2 protein-coding genes and 1 pseudogene are annotated in these 1,990 nt (G+C 66.6%); all 3 read left to right on the forward strand.

Translation table 11 applies throughout. From position 1 onward, the window contains the following. Window positions 1-191 (forward strand): hypothetical protein (locus VGD20_RS09010; RefSeq protein ID WP_331134122.1); only part of this gene is annotated, 191 nt, incomplete at its 5' end. Then, window positions 139-498, forward strand: a pseudogene (locus tag VGD20_RS09015) (YciI family protein); the annotation flags it as partial. The gene VGD20_RS09010 and the pseudogene VGD20_RS09015, both read left to right, overlap by 53 nt. A gap of 126 nt (window positions 499-624) precedes the next feature. Continuing rightward, window positions 625-1,890, forward strand: a complete 1,266-nt coding sequence (locus VGD20_RS09020) for an RNA polymerase sigma factor (RefSeq protein ID WP_331134123.1) — start codon at window positions 625-627, stop codon at window positions 1,888-1,890. The last annotated feature ends 100 nt before the right edge of the window (window positions 1,891-1,990 follow it).

Genomic DNA, 1,990 nt, shown 5'->3' on the forward strand with positions numbered 1-1,990 from the left:
GAAATTCTGGTGATCGCGAGGGCATCGCCCGAAAACGACGACCGCAAAAAAAAATTCGAAGCGATGTCGATTTCCGCGATTCCCGTTCGTCGTATCGGTACCAGGTCGATATGGCCGGTTCAGACAAGGAGACAGACAATGCGTGTGATGGTGTTCGTGAAGGCGACCGAGGACAGCGAAAACGGCTTTGAACCTACGCCCGAGACGATGGGCATGATGGAAGCGATGGGCAAGTTCAACGAGGAACTGGTCAATGCCGGCATCCTGCTCGCGGGCGATGGCTTGAAACCCTCTTCGGCGGGCAAGCGGGTCGCGTTCGACGGCCCCGGCCGCTCGGTGATCGATGGGCCATTTGCCGAAACGCGCGAGCTGGTCGCGGGCTTCTGGCTGTGGGAAGTCAAGGATATGGACGAGGCGGTCGCCTGGGTGAAGCGCTGTCCCAATCCGATGCTGGGGCCGAGCGAGATCGAAATCCGGCCGCTCTACGAAATGGCCGATTTCGAAGAGGCCATGACCCCCGAGGCAAAGGAAATCCACGAGCGGCTGCGCGACAAGCTGGAAGGCTACTGAAGCCGGCAGCGGTAGCCTGCTTGCCTCGGCTGGAGGTTTCGCCGACAAGGCGGAATGGCCGCAGGTGAGACGCATCAGGCGATCGAGGCGATTTTCCGGATCGAACGGGCCAGACTCATCGCGGGTCTGGCCCGTTTCGCGCGCGACGTCGACCGTGCCGAGGAACTGGCGCAGGATGCGCTGGTCGTCGCGCTCGCCGAATGGCCGGAGCGCGGCGTCCCGGCGAATCCCGGCGCGTGGCTGATGACCACGGCGAAGCGCCGCGCCATCGATGCGGGCCGCCGCGACCGGATGCGCGAGCGCAAGCATCTCGACATCGCGCGCGAACTTGATGGCGGCTTCGACGACCAAGGCGCAATCGAAGCCGCGATCGACGACGATCTGGGCGACGAACTGCTCGGCCTGATCTTCGCGGCCTGCCATCCCGTCCTGTCGGCCGACGCGCGCGCCGCGCTGACGCTGCGGATCGTCGGCGGGTTGACGACCGACGAGATCGCGCGCGCTTTCCTGACCAGCGAAGCGACGATCGCCCAGCGCATCGTCCGCGCGAAGAAGGCGATCGCGAAGGCCGGGGTGAATTTCGAGGTGCCGCGCGGCCCCGAACGCGGGGCGCGGCTGGCCTCGGTGCTCGAGGTGGTCTACCTGATCTTCAACGAAGGCTATGCGGCGACCGCCGGCGACGATCTGGTGCGGCCGAATCTTTGCCTCGAAGCGCAGCGGCTCGGGCGCATCCTTGCGAGCCTTAGTCCCGACGACGGCGAAGTTCTCGGCCTGCTCGCGTTGATGGAAATCCAGGCGTCGCGTCTGTCCGCGCGCATTGGACCCGACGGAAATTTCGTGCCGCTGACCCGGCAGGATCGCGCGCGGTGGGACCAGCTGCTGATCCGCCGCGGCCTCGATGCGCTGGCGCGCGCCGAGGCGCTCGGCAGCGGTCGCGATGGCGATGGTCCCTATATGCTGCAAGCGGCGCTGGCGGCCGAACATGCCCGTGCACGCAAGGCCGCCGATACCGACTGGCCGCGCATCGCCGCACTCTACGACCGGCTGCGCGCCGTGATGCCGTCGCCGGTGGTCGATCTCAATCGCGCGGTCGCCCACAGCATGGCGTTCGGGCCCGAAGCCGGCCTGCATCTGCTCGATGCGATGGACGATGTCGCTGCGCTTCGCGATTATGCCCCCCTGCCGGCGGCGCGCGGCGACTTCCTGTTCCGGGCCGGCCGACGGGCGGAAGCGAGGGCCGAATTCGAGGCTGCGGCCACTCTCACGCGCAACGGGCGCGAACGCGCCTTTCTTCGGGCGCGCGCAGCCGCTTGCGATTGAGGGCACGGGGCGTCTGAAATCGCCCGAACACAGCGACTTGAATTTTCCGGCGCCGCGTCCCATCTCCCCGTCGTCGTCAACAAGCGAAAGGAGGTGGTCG

The sequence above is a fragment of the Sphingopyxis sp. genome, assembly GCF_036402335.1.
Lineage (GTDB): Bacteria > Pseudomonadota > Alphaproteobacteria > Sphingomonadales > Sphingomonadaceae > Sphingopyxis.

Excerpts from the sequence above, each read along its gene's own strand:
- VGD20_RS09020 (WP_331134123.1), top strand. The coding sequence starts at position 625 with ATGGCCGCAGGTGAGACGCATCAGGCGATCGAGGCGATTTTCCGGATC.